Genomic DNA, 19346 nt, shown 5'->3' with positions numbered 1-19346 from the left:
TCGTTTCGATGTCGCCGGAATGCATGCCCGGCGGCAGTCGGTTCACCCTACGACGAGAGGTCGGGTGTCAACTCGGGCGGGAGGGACGCAATTCGGACACACGCGTCGATCATCAACTGTTCCACCTCATCCGGACTTCGGCCCTCCGCCGCGGACTTGGCGAAGGCGAGCGCCGCCGTCTGCACCGTGAGTGCGCGCGCGGCGACGTCCAGGTCGGGCCACGGGTCCCCCTCTGCGCGTACGGCGGGGCCGCCCGCGGCCCGGTAGGCGGCCAGGAAGCGCAGCCAGACCTCGGGCGCCAGCAGCCCCGCCGCGTACCAGGCCGCGGGGCGCGCCAGGTCCCAGGCGGGGTCGCCGAGGCCCGCGTCGTCGACGTCGATCAGCAGCCAGGGGCCGTGCGGGGCCGGATGGCGGACGAGCTGCCCGAGGTGCAGGTCCCCGTGGCAGACGAAGCGGGCCCGGAGTCCGTCGGCCGGCGCCTCGTCACGGGCCCAGGCGGGCAGGCCGCGCCAGGCTGCGAGCACCGGAGCGGTGTCCGGGTCGCCGGGCCGGGCGGCACACATCCGCGCGACGGCCCGGGCGGCCTTGGCGGGCCCGCGCATGGGCGGCAGCGGATGGGGCGGCGGGGTGCGGTGCAGCCGGGCCAGGAGGGTGCCCGCCTCCTCCCAGGGAGCGGCGTCGGGGTCCGAGGGGTCGACGGGTTCGCCGTGCGGCCAGAGGCTGACGGGGCGCCCGTCGGGTGTCACCCCGGGAAGGACGGCCGGAGGCGCGCCCGCCGGGCGGCCGGGTGCGGGACGCACCGCGGTTTCCGGCTCCTGACGGGGTGCGGGTACCGGCAGGGGCGGGAGCAGGATGCCCGCGAGGAGCGGTGCGGCGGCCAGGGCGATGCGGGCCGCCAGGGCCGGGCGGTCGGTGTCCGGGGCGTGCGCCTTGGCCACCACCGGCCCGCTGCGGACCACCGTTCCGTCGGGCCGGTCGGCGAGCACCCGGGGCGGGGCGCAGTCGCACGCGACGGCGCGAACGTGGCTGCCGGCATGGGCGAGGTCGCCCAGTACGCGTACGACAGGGGTGGTGGTCATCGGTGGGGCTCCCCCGGCGGTGATCGGCCGGCCCGGCGGCCGGTCCCGGCGACGAGCGTACGGGGCGTGACCGCCCGGCCGGAGGTCGCCCGGCAGCCCTGAAGCGGCCCGGACAGCGCGATGTCCGGCCAGCTCCCCAGCTGGCCGGACAAACGCTGCCGTCCGCCGCACCCCCGTCCCCACGGGGTTGTTGGCCGGATGTCCTGGTCCGGACCGCTCTTCCGGACCCGGGACGCCGCTCAGCGCCCCAGCATCACGCCCACGGACGACGCCTGTGTGACCACTGCGTCCCAGCCGCCGAAGACGACTACGAGCAGGGCCGCCAGGGGAAGGACCATGGCTGTCGCCACCAGGGGGTGGCGCGTACCGGACGGGCGTGCACCGAACGAGGCGTAAGCCCTGCGTCCCTGTGCGCGGATCATGGTCCGCGTTGCCGTGTCCGCCATGGTTCCTCTCCTGACCTGTTTCGGAGCGGCGGGCGTTCGACCTCGGGGGACGAGTTCTGCGCCCGCCGCTTGACTTCAACATTAGGGAGGCGGAAGCCCTCGGGCGTCATGCCCGCGTACCGATTACCGGGCCTCCCGGAGGATGAGCCGTCGGCATTCGGTGTACTCCCCTGGGTGGAGACGCGGCGCTACGCCTTGGGGTCTTCCCGGAGGGGACGCTCGGAGTCGTCCTCCCTGGGGACCGGTTGTTCGACCAGGGCGAGCACCCTGGTCGCCATGAAGCGGGCGGTTCGGACAACTGATCCACTTCGGGTGACTTCGCTCACTTCGACCACCCCTCGACGGACTGCTGTCTCCACCCGGCGGCCTGCCCTGGAGGCCACCACCTCGTACGTCCGAGTCGTGTCTCCCGCGTCCACGACTATCTCCACGCGATCGCCCTTCATTGATCCAATCCCCCTTCTGCGACGGTCCTTTGAGATCTCGCACGGGTCACAGGGCCTGGATCTCCGGCTCCCTGACCACTCCTCAATTCTCCCACCGGGCACTGACAATCGATGGGACGGCGAGGGCGCGGCCTCTGAGCGCGCCGCGCCACGGGTACGTAAGCTGTGCCTCGTCAGGCGGACCGGCAGCGGGGATGGGCAGACGATGGCGATGATGCGGCTCCGGCGCGAGGACCCGCGTGTCGTCGGCTCGTTCAGGCTGCACCGGCGACTCGGTGCCGGCGGCATGGGTGTGGTCTATCTGGGTTCCGACCGCAGGGGCCAGCGGGTGGCGCTCAAGGTGATCCGGCCGGATCTGGCGGAGGATCAGGAGTTCCGTTCGCGCTTCGCGCGCGAGGTCTCCGCCGCACGACGGATCCGCGGCGGCTGTACGGCGCGTCTGGTGGCCGCCGACCTGGAGGCGGACCGGCCGTGGTTCGCGACGCAGTACGTACCTGGGCCTTCGCTGCACGACAAGGTCGTCGAGGAGGGGCCGCTGTCGGCGGCGGAGGTGGCCTCCATCGGTGCGGCGCTGTCCGAAGGACTGGTGGCGGTGCACGAGGCCGGGGTCGTCCACCGTGATCTGAAGCCGTCGAACATCCTCCTCTCCCCCAAGGGCCCCCGGATCATCGACTTCGGTATCGCCTGGGCGACCGGGGCGAGCACGCTCACCCATGTCGGGACGGCTGTCGGCTCGCCGGGCTTCCTGGCGCCCGAGCAGGTGCGGGGCGCGGCGGTGACGCCCGCCACGGACGTGTTCTCGCTGGGCGCCACACTGGCGTACGCGGCGATGGCCGACTCGCCCTTCGGGCACGGCAGTTCAGAGGTGATGCTCTACCGCGTGGTGCACGAGGAGCCGCATCTCTTCGAGGTGCACGATGCGCTCGCTCCGCTGGTGCGCGCCTGTCTGGCGAAGGACCCGGAGGAGCGGCCGAGCACTCTGCAGCTCTCGATGCGGCTCAAGGAGATCGCCGCGCGCGAGGCGCAGGGACTGCAGGAGCGCAGGCCGCCCGCCCAGCGGGCCGAGCAGGAACTGGACCGGCCGACCGGTCTCCTCGACGGCCCGTACACCGAGCAGCACACCCGGCGCGCGGCGGCCGGGCCCACTCCGGCGCCCCGTCCTGCGGCCGGGCGCCCCTCGTCGTCGCGCTCGGCTCCGCCCCGTACCGGCGGCTCACGCCCCCAGGCATCGCGCGGCAGCGCACACCCCGGGAAGCGTCCGCAGGGCACCGGCGGAACGAACGGTCGACCGGGCACCCGCCCCGGGGTCCGGACGACCTCCACCGGGAAGGGCGGCAAGCGGCGGCCCGCCAATCCGCGGCTGCTGCGCCAGCGGCTCGTCGTGTTCGTCGTCGTGACCCTGCTCGTGGCGCTGGGGATCGCGGCCGCGCAGGGCTGCCAGGGCCCCTCGCAGGGGCTGGGCGGCAACCCGTCCGGGACCCACGAGGCGTACCGGGCCGTGGATCAGCAGGTGGCGCGGTCCACGTCCACTCAGGCGGAAGCGGGCCGCGTCGCGTAGAAGGCGACGGCCGAGGCCGCGGCGACGTTGAGCGAGTCGACGCCGGCGTCCATCGGGATGCGGACGTGTGCGTCCGCGGCGGCGAGCGCCTCGGGGGTGAGCCCGTCCCCCTCGGTACCGAAGACGAGCGCCAGCTTCTCGTGCTGACGTGCGGCCAGGGCGTCCAGGGTGATCGACTGCTCGCTGAGGCAGAGCGCGGCGGTGGTGAAGCCGGCCGAGCGGATCAGGTCGACGTCCTCGGGCCATGAACCGAGCCTGGTCCACGGGACCAGGAAGACGGACCCCATCGACACCTTCACCGCCCGCCGGTACAGGGGGTCGGCGCAGCGCGGGGTGAGGAGGACGGCGTCGACGCCGAGTGCTGCCGCGTTGCGGAAGGCCGCGCCGAGATTGGCGTGGTCGACGATGTCCTCGAAGACGGCCACCCGGCGGACGTTCCCGGACTCCGGGGCCAGGAGGGAGCCGACGCCGGGCAGCGGCTTGCGCTGCATGGAGGCGAGGGCGCCGCGGTGCACGTGGTAACCGGTGACGCGTTCGGCGAGCTCCGGGGTGACCGCGTACACGGGTGCGCGGGCCTCGTCGATGACATCGCGCATCACCTCGACCCACTTGGCGGAGAGCAGCATGGACCGCATCTCGTACCCGGCGTCCCCGGCCCGTCTGATGACCTTCTCGCCCTCGGCGATGAAGAGGCCTTCGGCGGGCTCCCGACGGCGCCGGAGTTCGACGTCCGTGAGGCCGGTGTAGTCACTCAGACGCGGGTCGTCGGGGTCGTCGACGGTGATGAGCTCAGCCACGGGACGATGCTTCCTCACCGGTGACCGGGCCGGTGCCGACGCCGACGACGGCACCGATGACGATCACGGCAGGCGGACGCACGTCCTCCGCGACGACCCGCTCCCCGACGTCCGCGAGGGTCGCGTCGACCCTGCGCTGAGCGGCCGTGGTGCCCTCCTGGACCAGGGCGACCGGGGTGTCGGGGGACTTGCCGTGGGAGATGAGCGCACGGGCGATGGCGCCGATCTTGTCGACGGCCATCAGGAGGACGAGGGTGCCGCGCAGCTGTGCGAGGGCCTCCCAGTCGACCAGCGAGCGCGGGTCCTCGGGGGCCACGTGACCGCTGACCACGGTGAACTCATGGGCGACTCCGCGGTGGGTGACCGGGATGCCGGCCGCCCCCGGTACGGAGATCGAGCTGGAGATGCCGGGGACGACGGTGCAGGCGATGCCTTCGGCGGCCAGCGCCTGGGCCTCCTCCATCCCGCGGCCGAAGACGAAGGGGTCGCCGCCCTTGAGGCGGACGACGGCCTTGCCCGCCTTGGCGTGGTCGATCAGCGCCTGGTTGATCGCCTCCTGGGCCATGTAGCGGCCGTACGGGATCTTCGCCGCGTCGATCACCTCGACGTGCGGCGGGAGTTCGTCGAGCAGATCGCGGGGACCGAGCCGGTCGGCGATGACCACATCGGCCTCGGCCAGGAGCCGCCGGCCCCGGACCGTGATCAGGTCGGGGTCTCCCGGGCCGCCGCCGACCAGGGCGACACCGGGGGCACGGGTGCGGTGGTGCGGGGCGGCGAGGGTGCCGTCGCGCAGGCCCTCGACGATCGCGTCGCGGACCGCGGCGGAGTGGCGGGGGTCCCGGCCCTGCGAGGTGGTGGTGAGGACGGCGACCGTGATGCCCTCGCTGCGGCCGGTGGCCGGTGTCCAGGCGGTTGCCGCCTCCGCGTCGTCGCTGCGGACGCACCAGGTGCGGGTGCGCTCCGCCTCGGCGGACGCGGCGTCGTTGGCTGCGGCGTCCGTGGACGCGACCAGCGCGTACCAGGTGTCCGCGAGGTCCCCGTCCTCGTACCGGCGGCGCTCCCAGCGGATCTCACCGGCGTCGGCCATCGCCTCGACGGACGGGGTGGCGGACGGGGACACCAGGGTGATGTCGGCGCCGGCAGCGATGAGGGCGGGCAGCCGGCGCTGCGCGACCTGGCCGCCGCCGATGACGACGACGCGGCGCCCGGTCAGGCGCAGTCCGACTGGGTAGGCAGGGTGATCGTCGTGCTCGGCCATGGCGGTGCGGGCTCCTCGTGCAGGGGTGCAGGGTGCGGTGTGCTGCGGGCCGCTGCGGCGGTGGAGCGGCTGTGACGTGAGGCTGTGACGTGTGGCTGTGGCGGTCGGAACCACGATACGGGGTGGTGGGGGCGGTGGTGGGGTGGCGGTGCGGGGGTCCGGTGGGCGCGCGCGGCGGGCTTGTGTCCCTGCCCGCCCTGCCTGTGACCGGGGCTCCGCCCGTCCCCGGTCCTCGGTCGTGCCCGCACACGCGGACCGGTCCCACCCGGGTGGGACCGGTCCTCCTGCGGTGCGGAGCCCGCTACTTCTCCGTGACTCCTGCTGAGTCGAAGGTCGCCACGTCGTGCATCGCACGCGCCGCGCTCTGCACGATCGGCAGGGCGAGCAGGGCGCCCGTGCCCTCGCCGAGCCTGAGGTCCAGGTCGACCAGCGGGCGCAGGCCCAGCTTGTTGAGGGCGGCGACGTGGCCGGGTTCCGCGCTGCGGTGTCCGGCGATGCAGGCGGCGAGCGCCTCGGGGGCGATCGCACGGGCGACCAGGGCAGCCGCGCCCGCGCTCACACCGTCGAGGATGACGGGCGTGCGGAGCGAAGCGCCACCCAGCAGGAAGCCCGCCATCGCGGCGTGCTCCAGGCCGCCGACGGCAGCCAGCACGCCGATCGGGTCGGCGGGGTCGGGCTGGTGCAGCTCCAGGCCGCGCCGGACCACATCGACCTTGCGGGCGTGCATCTCGTCGTTGATCCCGGTGCCCCGCCCGGTCACCTCGGCCGGGTCCATGCCCGTGTACACGCAGATCAGGGCCGCCGACGCAGTGGTGTTGGCGATGCCCATCTCACCTGTGAGGAGGCCCTTGTTGCCCGCCGCCACCAGGTCCCGCGCGGTCTCGATGCCGACCTCGATCGCCGCGAGGACCTCCTCGCGGGTGAGCGCCGGGCCGGTCGTGAAGTCGGCCGTCCCCGGGCGTACCTTCCGGGGAAGGAGGCCGGGTGTCGCGGGCAGGTCGGAGGCGACTCCGACATCGACCACGCAGACCTCGGCGCCGACCTGGGCCGCGAACGCGTTGCACACGGCTCCGCCGCCGAGGAAGTTGGCGACCATCTGGCCCGTGACCTCCTGCGGCCACGCGGTGACGCCCTGGGCGTGCACCCCGTGGTCACCGGCGAAGATCGCGACGGCGGCGGGCTCCGGGACCGGCGGCGGGCAGATCCGCGAGAGTCCGGACAGCTGGGCGGAGATGATCTCCAGCATGCCGAGCGCGCCTGCGGGCTTCGTCATCCGCTTCTGGCGTTCCCAGGCCTCGCCGAGCGCCTTCGCGTCCAGCGGGCGGATGCTCGCGATCGTGTCCTGCAGCAGGTCGTGCGGCTCCTCGCCGGGCAGGGCACGACGGCCGTACGTCTCCTCGTGGACGACCCAGGACAGCGGGCGGCGCTTGGACCAGCCCGCCTGCATCAGCTCGGGCTCCTCGGGGAACTCGTCGACGTAACCGACGCAGAGGTACGCGACGACTTCGAGGTGATCGGGCAGGCCGAGGGCGCGGACCATCTCACGCTCGTCGAAGAAGCTGACCCAGCCGACTCCGAGGCCCTCGGCACGGGCGGCGAGCCACAGGTTCTCGACGGCGAGCGCCGAGGAGTACGGGGCCATCTGCGGCTGGGTGTGCCGGCCGAGGGTGTGGCGGCCGCCGCGGGTGGGATCCGCGGTGACGACGATGTTCACCGGGGTGTCGAGGATGGCCTCGATCTTCAGTTCCTTGAACTGCTTGGCCCGGGCCTTGGGGAGCGACTTGGCGTACGCCTCCCGCTGGCGCTGCGCCAGTTCGTGCATCGAACGGCGGGTCTCCGCGGACCGGATGACGACGAAGTCCCACGGCTGGGAGTGGCCGACGCTCGGTGCGGTGTGCGCGGCTTCGAGCACGCGGAGCAGCACCTCGTGCGGGATGGGGTCGCTGCGGAATCCGTTGCGGATGTCGCGGCGCTCGCGCATGACCTTGAGGACGGCTTCGCGCTCGGCGTCGTCGTAGCCGGGGGCGGGCGGGGACACGGGAGACGGTTCGGCGGCCTCGGGGGCCGCGGCAGGAGCGGCCTCGGCGGCAACAGCCCCGGCAGGAGCCGCTTCGACGAAGACGGCCCCGGCGGGAGCCGCCTGCGCGGACACCGCCTCGGCCTCGCGGGGCTCGGCGTCCGTCGTCACGGCTTCGGGCGCCGCACTGTCCGGGAGCTCGGCGGCCGGGGCAGGGATCTCCAGGGCCGGAGTCTCGATGATCTCCGGTCCGGTACCCGGTTCGGCCTCGGCCTCTGCGGGGAGTTCGGCCTGCGGTACGGGGACGGGCTCCGCGACGGGCTCGGGCTCGGGCTCGGGCTCGGCGACGGGTGCCGGCGTCACGAGCGCGACCGGCTCGGGCTCCGCCACGGCAACCGGCTCGGCCACCGCGACGGGCGCCGGTTCGGCAACCGTGACCGGCTCGACCGGGGCGACGAGGTCCTGCGCCTCGACCGCCTCCTCGGGCTCCGGGGCCTCCACCGGCACCGGCTCGACGGTCACCACGGGAGCGATGGGCTCCGGCGCGATCGGCGCAACGGCTTCCGGGGCGGCCTCGGGGGCGACAGGAGTGGCCGGGGCGGCCACATAGGGCTCCGGCTCGACGACCGCGTCGGGCCGGGCCTCCTCAGCCGTCACAGCCACGGCTTCCGGCTGTACGGGGTCGGCAGCCGGGGCGGCGGGCGTCGGGGCGAGGTGCGGAGTCGTCGGCACGGAGCCTTCCACGGGCACGAACTGCCCCATGGGCTCGGCTGCGGCGGTCTCGACCGGCGCATCGAGGGGCGTCGTGAGGGGAGTTCCCTCAGAGACCTCCTCGGGAAGTCCTTCAGGAGTCCCGTTCTGCGCGGCCGGTGCCGTCTCGGCGACCGGTTCCGGGGCGACCGGTTCCGAAACGACCGGTTCCGGGGCGACCGTTTCTGCGGGGGTCGCCGGCACGGGTTCGGGCCGGAAAGCCTGCTCGGGTGCCTGCGCGCCCCACGGGCCGGCGAGCTGGGGCGGGATCTCGCCCAGCTGCGGGCCCGGCAGCGGGGCCTGGCCGTCGGCCGGGATGTCGAAGTACTCGGGGCCCGTCGTGGGCGGCCCGGCGTGCCGTGCGGGCATCGGGCTCTGCGGGGCGCCGGCAGGGCCGCGGTCGGCGAGTGAGCGCACGACGCCGCCGCTCGGCGCACCGCCGTAGGAGGGGGTGTCGCCGGAGACGGGGCCGCGGTGCAGCGGGCGCCGCGCGGGGGCGGCGGCCTGGGCGGCGACGGGGACCTGGGCGGGAGTCTGCACCGGGGCGGGGGCCGGGATCCGCACCCCGTTGAGGTCGACGGAGCCGGAATCACGGCCTCCGGACTCGTGCGTGCCGGTGGCGGCCGTCTGCGCCTCGGCGGCGTACAGGGGCTGGCCCTGTGCCGGAACATGCGCGTGGTACTGCGGCTGCTGGAAGGCGGACTGCTGTCCTGCCGGCTGCTCGGGCAGGCCCGACGGCGCGGGCGCCGGTGCGGCGGGTGCGTCGCTCCACGCGCCCTGCGGCGCGGGCATCAGCAGAAGGTCTTCGTCCTCGGGTGCGTGCTCGGAGGGGTCGAGGTAGGTGTACGCGTCCGGGGCGGGGATGCCCGGCTGCTCCACCATGCCTGCGTTCTCCGGCAGTCCCTCGCCCGGGATCTGGCCGGTGTCAGTCATGCGTACCCCTCGCCCATCGTCAGTGCTCCTTCGGCCCTTCGCCCGGGATGCCCGAACCACGGCACGCCGGTGCTCGTCAACAAGAACGAGCGGGCTCGCCGCGCGGCACGAAACGCGCGCGGAGCTATACATTCTCGCGGTCGTTCGCCGCCGCGACAGGTAGTTCTGCCACGGCTTGCTGTGGACTGCGCCACGTTGCGCGTCCCCCGGGTTCGCCGTACCACATCGCGGACCAAAACGGGCCACTTTTCCGGACATTGACGAACGAAGCGACGAACGGCCGGGCGCGGTACAACAATCGGTCAGCCTACCTCGCGCTCCGTGGCGAGCAGCTCAGGGGGCGAGGTCGGAACGGAGTGCGGAGAGCAGGAACACCACGGACCGTTCGCGCTCGACCCAAGCGGAGGTGTCGAGTTCGACGGACTGGAGCAGTGCGCATTCGACGGTGTAGCCGTTCTCCGTGAGCGCCGCGCCGAGGGCTTCGGCCTCGTCCCGGTTGGAGGCATGGGTGACGATGCGCTCCGGGCGCCGGGCGGCGACGGCGGTGACGACGGGAACGCCGCCGCCGCCTATCCGTACGACATCGGGCTCGGGCAGGCGTTCGAGAACGTGCGGGGCCCGGCCGTGGACGACCTGGACCGGGACCTGGAAGGTCCGGGCCGCCGCCGTCGTACGGGTACAGGCGTCCGGGTCGCTGTCCACGGCCAGGACCGCCGCGCCGAAGCGGGCGGCCTCCACCGCCAGGGCGCCGCTGCCGCAGCCGATGTCCCAGACCAGGTCGCCGGTGCGCGGGCCGAGGCGGGCCAGCTGGGCGGCCCGCAGGCCGGGCGACTCGCCCTCGCCGGGCTCCGCCCCGACGGGTCCGTAGGTGCCGGCCGGCAGTGCCCAGCCGCGGGCCCCCCGGGGAGGGACCGGCTCGCGGCCGGCGATCCAGGCGCCGGTGGCGGGACTCTCGGGCCCGCCGCCGATGACGATGACGACGTTCGGGTCGCGCCAGGTGTGGTCGGCGGTCTTGTCGGAGGTGAGGACGGTGACCCGTTCGCGTTCGGTGCCGAGCTCCTCGCAGATCACGAAGGTGCGGTGGACGCCTTCCATGAGCAGGGCGAGCTCGGCGGGTCCCGCGCCCGGGGAGGTGAGGACGGCGACCTTGTGGTGGGCGCGGCAGACATTGACCGCGCGGCGCAGTGTGCGCGGGTGGGCCACGACGACCTGGGCGTCGTCCCAGGGCATTCCCGCACGGGCGAAGGCGGCGGCGACCGAGGAGACGGCGGGGACGACTTCGACCTCGAGGCCGTGCTCGGGTGCGCGCAGGGTGCGTACGACCCCGAAGAAGCCGGGATCGCCGTCGGCGAGGACCACGGCGCTGCCCCGGTGGCCTGCGATCCTGCGGGCGGCCAGGTCGATGCTGCCGAGGCGGATCCGTTCGGCGCTCCCGGGGACCTCGGGGAGCGCCAGGTGGTGGGCCGCTCCGGCGACGAGCGTGGCGGCCGAGAGCGCGGCCGTGGCCGCTCTGGTCAGTGGCGAGCCGTCCCAGCCGATCACCGTGACCCGGTCGGCCATCGTCGTCAGTCTCCTGGTGTGTCGCAGGCGTGGGCTCTGCGCGGGGGCGGCGGAGCAAGGGTGAGCGTATCCGGTCCGTACCAAGGGCCGGCCAGCGGCTTCCTGGAAGCCGGAGGAGGCCGTCAGTTCCAGTCGTTGTAGGTGCCGTAACCGCCCGCGTCGGCCAGTTGCTCGGCGACGCCTTCGAGGTCCTCGGGGAGGAGCCCCCAGACGATCAGGTCGGTCCTGATGTCCGTCCAGCCGCCGTCCGTGCCGTTCTCGGTCCGGGTCCGCGCTATCCGCGCGTTGCGCAGCACTCCCTCGCTGATGCAGCCCAGCTTCTGGGCGACCTGCTGGGAGGCGGTGTTGTCGGCGGCCGTGCGCAGCTCGATGCGCTCGAAGCCCTGGTCGCGGAAGAGCCACTCGGCGAGGGCCAGGACGGATTCGGTGGCGTATCCCTCGCCCCGCGCCCAGGGGGCGGTGATGTAGCCGACCTCGGTCGCCAGGGTGCGCCAGTCGGTGTTGAGGAGCCGGACGGAGCCGACGAGGCGCTGGGTGAGGAACTCGGTGACGGCGAAGACGATGCCGTTGCCCTGGGTGCGCTCGGCGGGAGCGATCCTGCGTACCCACCGTTCCGCGTCGACCTGGGTGTAGGGGTGTGGCGCATCGGTCCAGGCGGTGACCAGCTCGTCGTTCATCATTTCGATGTACGCGGGGATGTCCGCCATGTCGAAGGGGCGCAGCACCAACCTGTCCGTGCTGATGGAGATGGACGGGAAGGTGGTATTCATGCGCAGCTCCATGCCGAAGACCGTGTAAAGGCACAGCATGCAGCATCGGGCCGTTGATGTGCATGGCCGGGTCCGCACGGCGGAGCCCCGCACACCCCGGGCGGGGTGTGCGGGGCTCGTGTGACAAGTGGCCCCGGAGGGTCAGGACTTGGCGGGCGCTCCGAAGGCCGGGACGATCGAGCCCTGGTAGGTGTCCTCGATGAACTTCTTGACCTCGTCGGAGTTGAGGAGCTTCGCGAGCTTCTGGACGCGGGCGTCCTTCTCGTTACCTTCCTTGACGGCGAGGAAGTTGGCGTACGGGTTGCCGTCGGCGCTCTCCAGCACCAGCGAGTCCTTGCCCGGCTTCAGGTCGGCCTCGATGGCGTAGTTGCCGTTGATGACCGCGGCGTCGACATCGTTCAGGGCGCGGGGCACGGTTGCGGCCTCCAGCTCCTTGAACTCCAGACCCTTCTTGTCCGTGATGTCGCTGAGCTTGGCGTCGGTGCCGACGCCGTCCTTGAGGGTGATCAGCCCGTTCTCGGCGAGCAGCTGGAGCGCGCGGCCCTCGTTGGTGGTGTCGTTGGGCACGGCGACCGTCTGGCCGGCCTTGATGTCCTTGACGTCCTTGATCTTGTTCGAGTAGAGACCGAGGGGCTCCAGGTGAACGTTGACGACCGGGACGATGTGCGTCTTCTGCTTCTTGTTGAAGTCGTCCAGGTACGGCTTGTGCTGGAAGAAGTTGGCGTCGACCTGGCCGTTCTCGGTGGCGGTGTTCGGCAGGACGTAGTCCGTGAACTCCTTGACCTCGAGCTTGAGGCCCGCCTTGTCCGCCAGGTTCTCCTTGACGAAGTTCAGGATGTCGGCGTGCGGCGTCGGGGACGCGGCGACGACGAGGGCCTTGGAGGTGTCGGCATTGGCGCCGGTCTCGCCCTTCGCGGCCGGGTCGGAGTCCGTGCCGCAGGCGCTGAGGCCGAAGGCGAGGGCGGCGGTGGCGGCGGCTGCAGCGGTGATCTTGATGTTCTTACGCACGAAGAGTGCCTCTTTCCGGTGGTGATGGTGGTGCGCCCGGACAAGGAGTTCGGGCTTCTTGGGGAGGAGAAGTCAGGAGGTGGTGCGGCCCCGGCGGGCCAGCAGGCGTACGGCTCCGTCGCCGATCAGCTGGATCAGGGTCACGATGACGATCAGCAGCACGACGGTGATGAGCATGAACTGGTTGTCGAAGCGCTGGAATCCGTAGGTGACGGCCTTGGAGCCGAGCCCTTCGCCGCCGACCGCGCCGGCCATCGCGGAGTAGCCGATGAGCACGATGACGGTGGTGGTCACACCGGAGACGATCGAGGGCAGCGCCTGCGGAAGCAGGACCTTGCGGACGATCGTGGGGATGGATCCCCCCATCGACTGGACGGCTTCGACGAGCCCGTGGTCGACCTCGCGGATCGCCGTCTCGACGAGGCGCGCGAAGAACGGAATGGCGCCGACGGCGAGCGGCACGATCATCGCCGACGGACCGATGAAGGTGCCGACGACCCAGGTGGTGAAGGGGATCAGGGCGATCAGCAGGATGATGAAGGGCAGCGAGCGGCCGATGTTCACGATCACGCCGATGACCTTGTTGACCACGGTGTTCTGGAGCAGCCCGCCCTTGTCGGTGAGGACCAGCAGAACACCGAGCGGCAGTCCGCCGAGGACGGTGACGACTGCGGACCACAGCACCATGTAGAGGGTGTCGATGGTTCCCTGGGTGAGCAGTGGCTGCATTTCGGACCAGGTCACTTCGCCACCTCCTTGGTGAGCGGGGCGGGGGTCTGTGCGGGGATGGCGGTGGTGCCGGCGGGCGCGCCGTCCACGATCTCGGCCTGGAGGCCCTGCTCGCGCAGGAAGCCGATCGGGACGACGTTCTCCTCGAACCTGCCGGGCAGTTCGATGCGCATCCGGCCGATCTGCCTGCCGCCGACGGTGTCCATCGCGGCGCCCAGGATCGAGATGTCGACGTTGTACGTACGGGACAGCTGCGAGATCAGCGGCCGGGCCGCGGCCTCGCCGTGGAAGGTGACGTCGACGACCGTGCAGTCGGGGCCGGAGGCCGTGCCGCCGACGGGGAAGAGCTCGTGGGCCAGCTCCGAACCGGGCGTGGCCAGCAGTGTGCCGACGGTGCCCGACTCGACGATGCGGCCCTTCCTCATCAGCGCGGCCGAGTCGCAGACCGTCTTGACGACGTCCATCTCGTGCGTGATGAGCAGGACGGTGAGGCCGAGCTCCTGGTTGAGGTCGCGCAGCAGCTGCAGGATGGAGCGGGTGGTCTCGGGGTCGAGCGCGGAGGTCGCCTCGTCGGAGAGCAGCACCTTCGGGTCGCCGGCCAGGGCGCGCGCGATACCGACGCGCTGCTTCTGACCGCCGGAGAGCTGGCCCGGGTAGGCCTTCGCCTTGTCGGCGAGTCCGACGAGGTCGAGGAGCTCGCGGGCCTTGCGGGTGCGTGCCTGGCCGGAGACGCCGAGGATCTCCAGGGGCAGCTCGACGTTGCCGAGGACGGTGCGTGAGGCCAGCAGGTTGAAGTGCTGGAAGACCATGCCGATACGGCTGCGCGCCTCGCGCAGTTCCTTGCCGGCCCGCTTGCCGCGGCCCGCGAGGGCGGTGAGGTCCTGGCCGGCCACGGTCACGGTGCCGGCGGTGGGGCGTTCCAGCAGGTTGACGCATCGGATGAGGGAGGACTTGCCGGCGCCGCTCTGTCCGATGACGCCGTAGACCTCGCCTTCGCGGACATGGAGGTCCACGCCGTCCAGGGCGGTGACCTCACGGCCGCGTGACTGGTAGACCTTCGTGAGGCCCGAAGTGGTGATCACAGGGGGTTTCCGTCACTGTCGAGTGCACGGCGCGGTGTCCGCCGGGCACGGGGCATTCGTCTGAAGAGACTGTTCTCGGTGGTCTCGTGGTCGACCGGTGGGAGTCTCGGCACGGCCGGGCCCGTCGGTGGACGGGGGCGCGGCGCATGCCCGGGCGGGCTCGATCCGTTGGCTACGGACGGCGCGGGCTCGGTCTCGCTTCGGGGCGCGAGGCTCAGGCGGGGGCCCTCAGAAGGCGCGCATTCGACACATACAACGAGCACCGGGCGTGGTGATCGCCTCGGTCGCAGGGATGCGGTAGCTCGTCGTGGTCATGGGCCCAAGTAAAACAGACGTAACGTTCCGGCAGGCCCAACTGTCCGGATAGCGGACAGTCGTGGATGGTCACTCCGCGACACCCGCCCTCCGGCCCCGTTTCCCCCGGACACCGCCCTGACCTGCGGTGATACGAGGGGCGGCATGCCGCCCCCGCCGTGCCCGGCCCGCCCTCGCCGGGCGCGTGCTGTGGTCAAGGCCACGATGTCCGGACGCCCGGGCGGTCCGGACGCCGGTGCCCGCCCGGGGGCCGGGCCCGCACGCAGCGGGTCCCGGGGTCCGTAATACCCTCACTGCATGCTTGACGCCCTGACGGTCGCGGTCGCCGTGACCGCGCTCGCCCTCGCCGCCTGGTGCGGTTACGCCGCGTACCGGGACCAGCCCACGAAGGACTGGCACTTCATCGGGATGGCCGTCGTATCCGTGCTGGCACTGGTCCAGCTGCTGGTGGGGATCGTGCAGATGGCCAGGGGCGAGCGGCCCGACCAGGGCATGACGATCTTCATCGCCTATCTGATCGGCGCCTTCGCGGCCGTGCCCGCGGCGGGCTTCCTGTCGCTGAGCGAGCGGACCCGCTGGGGTTCGGTGACGGTGGCGGCCGGCGCGGTCGTACTGGCCGTGCTCGAAGTGCGGCTCTACGACATCTGGGGAAACTGACCGTGACCGACACCGACCGCACCGGGGACTCCGTCGTTCCCCCCGTACCCGCGGGCCCGAAGCAGCAGTTCGAGCTCGGCACCGGACCCGGGCGCGTACTGGTCTGGTTCTACGGGGTGTTCACCGTGGCCGCCGCGTCCCGCTCGATCGTCCAGATGATCCTGGACTTCGACAAGGCGCCGCTGGCCTACGTCCTGTCCGCCGTCGCCGCAGTCGTATACGGCTTCATCACGTACTCGCTGGTGCGGGGCGGCGAGAGGGCGCGCAGGGCGGCGCTGGTGTGCTGCGCCGCCGAGCTCGCGGGGGTGCTGGTCATCGGCACCTGGACCCTGCTGGAGCCGTCCGCGTTCCCCGATGCCACGGTGTGGTCGGACTTCGGCATGGGCTACCTGTTCATCCCGGTGATCCTGCCGGTCACCGGGATGATCTGGCTGCGCCGCGCGCGGAACGCGTGACTCTCAGGCCTGCCGCGGTCCTTCAGGCACTGGCCACGTAGGCCGGTGCGGCAGCGTCCTTCTCCAGCAGGATCAGACGGACGCCGTCCTCGCCGGTGGCGTTGCCCACCCTGGCGTAGCCGGCCTTGCTGTAGAGCCGCAGGTTCGCCTCGCTGCGCTCTCCGGTGTGCAGCCGGAAGCGCCTGGCCGAACGCCCGTCGGCCAGGCCCGACTCCGCGGCGCGCAGCAGACGCGCGCCGAGGCCGTGCCCCTGGAGCCTGGGGTGGACGCAGAGTTTGCCGATGAGGCCGGTGCCGTCCCCGTCGGTGAAGCCACGTACCGAACCGACGACTTCCTCGCCGAGCCGGGCCACGAACACCAGGTCCGTCGCGACTTCTCCGCGTACCGATTCGAGGGTCTGGATGAGTGGGTCGATCCGGTAGTTGCCGTAGAGCTCCGCCTCGCTCTGGAAGCAGAGGTACTGAAGCTTGAATATCTGCTCGACGTCCTGTGCTGTCGCCGCCGAGATGGTCACGCTCATGCCCATGTGTGCATGCCTCCCGCTCACCTGGTCCGCCGGTTGTCTACCGCTCCTATCCCCGCACTTCAGGAGCTACAACCTCCGCCGCGAGCATTCTGCGCAGACATCCAAGGCATCGGGAACGGATCGGGCCCAAGCTCCCCTGTGACATACCCAACTCCCCTGCGATTTCCCGGTAGGTCGGATCGTGGGGAGCGAGTATCGCCGCCAGCAGCCGGGGGCACCGCCCGGGCAGCCGGTCCACCGCCGCACGCAGCACCCGGCGTTCGTCCGCACCCAGGGCGAGCCGCTCCGGGCAGCCGCTCCAGTCTCCCGGGGGTTCGCCCGCGGTGTACGCGCGCTCGCGCCGGGCTCTGCGGCGTGCCCGGCGCACCTCGGCCCGTACGGCGGCGCGGACCCAGCGGGCGGGATCCGCGGGTGCCCCCTGCCCCGCCGGCCGCTCCAGCAGCCGCAGCCACACGGCCTGTTCCAGGTCCGCCGGATCGACCTCGGCGGCCGGTGCCTCGGCCGTCGCCTCCGCACGCACCAGAGGGAGCAGGGCCCGGACGACAGCGGCCGGGGTGAGCGGGCCCCGGGCCGCCGGAGCTTGATCGGGAAGCGTCATGCCCCGTCAACGCTCCCCGTCCACGGCCGGTTGCCGTGCACGGGGAGCTCCACCCGACCGGGGCATCCCGGCCGGGCCGCTGACGGCGGTGGCTCAGTGGCCGGCGGTGTCCCCGGCGAAGTCGGCCGCCGCGAGCAGCGCGGTGTCCGGGTTGTCCGAGAAGACCCCGTCGATGCCGGCCGCGAAGTACGTGCGGAAGGCACCGAAGGCGTCGCCGTACGCGTTCGGGTCCGTGCCGCGCCGGAAGTCCGCCGGCAGGAAGGAGTTCTCGTTGCGCATCGTGTAGGGGTGCAGGATCAGGCCGCGCGCGTGCGCGTCCCGGACCAGGGTGGTCGGTGTGGTGAGCCGGCCCGAGGAGTCCTTGGGAATGACCAGGTCCAGCGTCGGGCCTATGCCCTGCGCGAAGGACGCGATCCACGTCAGCCCGGCAGGCTTCACGAGGTCGGCGACGGTGCGCGGGTCGCCCGCCTCGACGAAGTCCCAGGGCCGCTCCTTCGGTCCGGACAGCAGGACGACGCGCGGCGTGGCGACGAGCTTCGACAGCCGCTGCACGGAGGTCGGCTCGAAGGACTGCAGGATCAGCGGGGAGTTCGCGCGGTGCCGGTTGTGACGGCGCAGCAGCCGGGCCAGCGGCTCCTCGAGACCGAGCCCGAGGCCACGGAAGTACGAGGGGTGCTTGGTCTCGACGTACAGCCAGACGGGCTTGTTGCGCCTGCGTCCTTCCTGGTCGGCCCAGCGCAGGACCTCCTCGAAGGTGGGGATCTCCCAGCGGCCGTCGTAGAGGGTGTTCTCCTGGCGGGTGCCGGGGATCCGCTCCTTGGCGCGCAGCGTCTTCAGTTCGGCGAGGGTGAAGTCCTCGGTGAACCAGCCGGTGAGGGAGACGCCGTCCACCGTCTTGGTGGTCCTGCGGCCCGCGAACTCGGGGTGGTCCGCGACGTCCGTCGTGCCCGTGATGTCGTTCTCGTGGCGGCAGACGAGATGGCCGTCCTTGGTCGGCACCAGGTCCTGCTCGACGATGTGCGCGCCCATGTCCAGGGCCAGCTGGTAGGAGCCGAGGGTGTGCTCGGGCCGGTAGCCGCTGGCGCCGCGGTGGCCGATGACGGTCGGCACGGGCAGGTCCCGGTAGGAGCCGTGGCCGCCGCCCTGTCCGGCCCTGCCGTGCTCGGCCGCGTTCGCCGTACCGATCGGTCCGAGGGCCGCCGCACCGAGGACGGCCGCTCCCAGCAGGGTCCGCCGGCCGGGACTCTGCGCACGCTCTGTCATGAGTACTCCTCGCATGTGATGTCCGGCACCTGTCGAGCCGGGGTCTTCCGTTTGGATCAGGCCGGATCGGGTCGGGGTCAGGTGCCGTGGATCGCGGGGCGGAGGAGCTGCCCGACGACGAGGAGACGGGGTAACGGTGCACGCGAGCCCGGCCCCATCCGTACGAGAGGCTCGAGTGGCTTGATCGTAGGCAGCTACGCCATCGGTGGGGCGGCACGTGGACGAACATGGCGGAAACACACGTCAACACTGCGTATCCGCTTGGTGAACCCGATGTGCGATTCGGGGGTACCCGCGAGTATCGTCCTCACCTGCACAGACCCTTTAAACTCCCGACCCGGCCGGCCCGGCCACTACACCGGAGGATGCGTTGTCCCGACTCACGGTCATCAAGGCAGTGCTCGGACCGATCCTGCGCCTGATGTTCCGCCCCCAGGTGGAAGGCGCCAAGAACATTCCGGGGACCGGGCCGGTGATTCTCGCGGGCAACCATCTGACGTTCATCGACTCGATGATCATGCCGATCTGCTGCGACCGGCCGGTGTTCTACATCGGCAAGGACGAGTACGTCACCGGCAAGGGCCTCAAGGGCCGGCTGATGGCCTGGTTCTTCACGGGCTGCGGAATGATCCCGGTCGACCGGGACGGGGGCCGCGGAGGCGTCGCCGCCCTGATGACGGGCCGCCGGGTGCTGGACGGGGGCAACGCCTTCGCCATCTACCCCGAGGGCACCCGCTCCCCCGACGGCCGGCTCTACCGGGGCCGTACGGGCATCGCGAGGCTGACGCTGATGACGGGTGCGCCGGTGGTGCCGTTCGCGATGATCGGCACGGACAAGCTGCAGCCGGGCGGCGCCGGGCTGCCCCGTCCGGGCAAGGTGACGGTCCGGTTCGGTGAGCCGATGGAGTTCTCGCGCTACGAGGGCATGGACCGCGACCGCTATGTGCTGCGGGCGGTGACGGACTCGGTGATGGCCGAAGTGATGCGGCTGTCCGGCCAGGAGTACGTCGACATGTACGCAACGAAGGCCAAGGCCGCCTGATCCGGCCGCGCCCGGCGTGAAAGGGCCCATACCCCCGGATGGCGGGGTACGGGCCCT

18 protein-coding genes are annotated in these 19346 nt (G+C 72.1%); 4 read left to right on the top strand and 14 right to left on the bottom strand.

Annotated features, from left to right (window positions below; all coding sequences use genetic code 11):
• Window positions 1-47 precede the first annotated feature (47 nt).
• From OG257_RS31405 to OG257_RS31395, 3 genes are all read right to left on the bottom strand, one after another.
• Window positions 48-1079 (bottom strand): phosphotransferase enzyme family protein, encoded by a 1032-nt coding sequence (locus tag OG257_RS31405; protein ID WP_329212878.1) that lies wholly within the window; start codon window positions 1077-1079, stop codon window positions 48-50.
• 239 nt (window positions 1080-1318) lie between these two features.
• Window positions 1319-1525, bottom strand: coding sequence for a hypothetical protein (locus OG257_RS31400; protein WP_329212877.1), 207 nt, complete (start codon window positions 1523-1525; stop codon window positions 1319-1321).
• Between the two features lie 188 nt (window positions 1526-1713).
• Window positions 1714-1971 (bottom strand): hypothetical protein, encoded by a 258-nt coding sequence (locus OG257_RS31395; protein ID WP_329212876.1) that lies wholly within the window; start codon window positions 1969-1971, stop codon window positions 1714-1716.
• A 205-nt stretch (window positions 1972-2176) separates the two neighbouring features.
• Between OG257_RS31395 and OG257_RS31390 the strand changes: the two genes are divergently transcribed.
• On the top strand, window positions 2177-3529 hold the full coding sequence (locus tag OG257_RS31390; RefSeq protein WP_329212875.1) for a serine/threonine-protein kinase: 1353 nt from the start codon (window positions 2177-2179) through the stop codon (window positions 3527-3529).
• On the opposite strand, the gene OG257_RS31385 is transcribed toward OG257_RS31390, so the two are convergent.
• The 8 genes from OG257_RS31385 to OG257_RS31350 form a co-directional block, all read right to left on the bottom strand.
• A complete protein-coding gene (locus tag OG257_RS31385; RefSeq protein ID WP_329212874.1) occupies window positions 3502-4326 on the bottom strand; it encodes a TrmH family RNA methyltransferase in 825 nt (274 codons plus the stop codon). The two genes, OG257_RS31390 and OG257_RS31385, sit on opposite strands and share 28 nt — an antisense overlap.
• A complete protein-coding gene (gene cobA / locus OG257_RS31380) occupies window positions 4319-5584 on the bottom strand; it encodes a uroporphyrinogen-III C-methyltransferase (RefSeq protein WP_329212873.1) in 1266 nt (421 codons plus the stop codon). Before cobA ends, OG257_RS31385 begins: the two co-directional genes overlap by 8 nt.
• Window positions 5585-5885: 301 nt before the next feature.
• On the bottom strand, window positions 5886-9284 hold the full coding sequence (gene cobT, locus OG257_RS31375; protein ID WP_329212872.1) for a nicotinate-nucleotide--dimethylbenzimidazole phosphoribosyltransferase: 3399 nt from the start codon (window positions 9282-9284) through the stop codon (window positions 5886-5888).
• Window positions 9285-9617: 333 nt separating this feature from the next.
• Window positions 9618-10844 (bottom strand): precorrin-6y C5,15-methyltransferase (decarboxylating) subunit CbiE, encoded by a 1227-nt coding sequence (gene cbiE / locus OG257_RS31370; protein WP_329212871.1) that lies wholly within the window; start codon window positions 10842-10844, stop codon window positions 9618-9620.
• 122 nt (window positions 10845-10966) lie between these two features.
• Complete coding sequence (locus tag OG257_RS31365; protein ID WP_329212870.1) at window positions 10967-11653, bottom strand: GNAT family N-acetyltransferase; 687 nt, start codon at window positions 11651-11653, stop codon at window positions 10967-10969.
• A gap of 102 nt (window positions 11654-11755) precedes the next feature.
• Window positions 11756-12622, bottom strand: coding sequence for a MetQ/NlpA family ABC transporter substrate-binding protein (locus OG257_RS31360; protein WP_329212869.1), 867 nt, complete (start codon window positions 12620-12622; stop codon window positions 11756-11758).
• 72 nt (window positions 12623-12694) lie between these two features.
• Window positions 12695-13366, bottom strand: a complete 672-nt coding sequence (locus OG257_RS31355; protein WP_329212868.1) for a methionine ABC transporter permease — start codon at window positions 13364-13366, stop codon at window positions 12695-12697.
• On the bottom strand, window positions 13363-14433 hold the full coding sequence (locus OG257_RS31350) for a methionine ABC transporter ATP-binding protein (protein ID WP_329212867.1): 1071 nt from the start codon (window positions 14431-14433) through the stop codon (window positions 13363-13365). The genes OG257_RS31355 and OG257_RS31350 overlap by 4 nt, the downstream gene beginning before the upstream one ends.
• A gap of 612 nt (window positions 14434-15045) precedes the next feature.
• On the opposite strand from OG257_RS31350, the gene OG257_RS31345 reads away from it, so the two are divergent.
• Window positions 15046-15405, top strand: coding sequence for a hypothetical protein (locus OG257_RS31345; RefSeq protein WP_329212866.1), 360 nt, complete (start codon window positions 15046-15048; stop codon window positions 15403-15405).
• A 2-nt stretch (window positions 15406-15407) separates the two neighbouring features.
• Window positions 15408-15860, top strand: coding sequence for a hypothetical protein (locus tag OG257_RS31340; RefSeq protein WP_329212865.1), 453 nt, complete (start codon window positions 15408-15410; stop codon window positions 15858-15860).
• Between the two features lie 22 nt (window positions 15861-15882).
• Here the strand turns inward: OG257_RS31340 and OG257_RS31335 are convergent, their stop codons facing one another.
• The 3 genes from OG257_RS31335 to OG257_RS31325 form a co-directional block, all read right to left on the bottom strand.
• Window positions 15883-16386, bottom strand: coding sequence for a GNAT family N-acetyltransferase (locus OG257_RS31335; RefSeq protein WP_329212864.1), 504 nt, complete (start codon window positions 16384-16386; stop codon window positions 15883-15885).
• 46 nt (window positions 16387-16432) lie between these two features.
• Window positions 16433-16984 carry a sigma-70 family RNA polymerase sigma factor gene (locus OG257_RS31330; RefSeq protein WP_329212863.1) on the bottom strand — a complete coding sequence of 184 codons (552 nt, stop codon included), beginning with the start codon at window positions 16982-16984 and terminating at the stop codon, window positions 16433-16435.
• Between the two features lie 93 nt (window positions 16985-17077).
• On the bottom strand, window positions 17078-18247 hold the full coding sequence (locus OG257_RS31325; RefSeq protein ID WP_329212862.1) for a glycerophosphodiester phosphodiesterase: 1170 nt from the start codon (window positions 18245-18247) through the stop codon (window positions 17078-17080).
• Window positions 18248-18617: 370 nt separating this feature from the next.
• Between OG257_RS31325 and OG257_RS31320 the strand changes: the two genes are divergently transcribed.
• The gene (locus OG257_RS31320) at window positions 18618-19289 is read left to right on the top strand and encodes a lysophospholipid acyltransferase family protein (RefSeq protein ID WP_329212861.1); all 672 of its coding nucleotides are present in this window, start codon (window positions 18618-18620) and stop codon (window positions 19287-19289) included.
• Window positions 19290-19346: the final 57 nt, after the last annotated feature.

Source organism: Streptomyces sp. NBC_00683 (assembly GCF_036226745.1).
Taxonomy (GTDB): domain Bacteria; phylum Actinomycetota; class Actinomycetes; order Streptomycetales; family Streptomycetaceae; genus Streptomyces.
This window is presented reverse-complemented; position numbering and strand designations above follow the sequence as displayed.

Bases quoted from the DNA above. Each gene is read 5' to 3' on its own strand.
- OG257_RS31405 (WP_329212878.1), bottom strand. From the start codon at position 1,079: ATGACCACCACCCCTGTCGTACGCGTACTGGGCGACCTCGCCCATGCC.
- OG257_RS31400 (WP_329212877.1), bottom strand. From the start codon at position 1,525: ATGGCGGACACGGCAACGCGGACCATGATCCGCGCACAGGGACGCAGG.
- OG257_RS31395 (WP_329212876.1), bottom strand. From the start codon at position 1,971: ATGAAGGGCGATCGCGTGGAGATAGTCGTGGACGCGGGAGACACGACT.
- OG257_RS31390 (WP_329212875.1), top strand. From the start codon at position 2,177: ATGGCGATGATGCGGCTCCGGCGCGAGGACCCGCGTGTCGTCGGCTCG.
- cobA (WP_329212873.1), bottom strand. From the start codon at position 5,584: ATGGCCGAGCACGACGATCACCCTGCCTACCCAGTCGGACTGCGCCTG.
- cobT (WP_329212872.1), bottom strand. From the start codon at position 9,284: ATGACTGACACCGGCCAGATCCCGGGCGAGGGACTGCCGGAGAACGCA.
- cbiE (WP_329212871.1), bottom strand. From the start codon at position 10,844: ATGGCCGACCGGGTCACGGTGATCGGCTGGGACGGCTCGCCACTGACC.
- OG257_RS31365 (WP_329212870.1), bottom strand. From the start codon at position 11,653: ATGCTGTGCCTTTACACGGTCTTCGGCATGGAGCTGCGCATGAATACC.
- OG257_RS31345 (WP_329212866.1), top strand. From the start codon at position 15,046: ATGCTTGACGCCCTGACGGTCGCGGTCGCCGTGACCGCGCTCGCCCTC.
- OG257_RS31335 (WP_329212864.1), bottom strand. From the start codon at position 16,386: ATGGGCATGAGCGTGACCATCTCGGCGGCGACAGCACAGGACGTCGAG.
- OG257_RS31330 (WP_329212863.1), bottom strand. From the start codon at position 16,984: ATGACGCTTCCCGATCAAGCTCCGGCGGCCCGGGGCCCGCTCACCCCG.
- OG257_RS31325 (WP_329212862.1), bottom strand. From the start codon at position 18,247: ATGACAGAGCGTGCGCAGAGTCCCGGCCGGCGGACCCTGCTGGGAGCG.